This is a genomic window from Kitasatospora purpeofusca, from assembly GCF_000718025.1.
Classification (GTDB): Bacteria; Actinomycetota; Actinomycetes; order Streptomycetales; family Streptomycetaceae; genus Kitasatospora; species Kitasatospora purpeofusca.
Map to the genome: position 1 here is coordinate 1 of NZ_JODS01000121.1, position 274 is coordinate 274.

A 274-nucleotide genomic window follows, 5' to 3' on the forward strand; every position below is an offset into this window, starting at 1 on the left:
TCCGACGGTCTCGACGACGCGGTCGAGCCACTGCTTGTCGGCCTTGCGGCCGGCGATGTCCATGGGGAGGGTGATGTTCTCGAGGGCGGTGAGGGTGGGCAGCAGGTTGAAGGCCTGGAAGACGAAGCCGATCTGGTCCCGGCGCAGCTGGGTGAGCTGCTTGTCCTTGAGGCCCACGAGTTCGGTGTCGCCGATGGTGGAGGAGCCGGAGCTGACGGTGTCGAGGCCGGCCATGCAGTGCATGAGGGTGGACTTGCCGGAGCCGGAGGGGCCC

General features: G+C 67.9%; 1 protein-coding gene. It reads right to left on the reverse strand.

The genetic code is table 11. From position 1 onward, the window contains the following. Window positions 1-274: ATP-binding cassette domain-containing protein (locus tag IF01_RS0141015; protein WP_030398705.1), on the reverse strand; the 274-nt coding region annotated here is incomplete at both ends.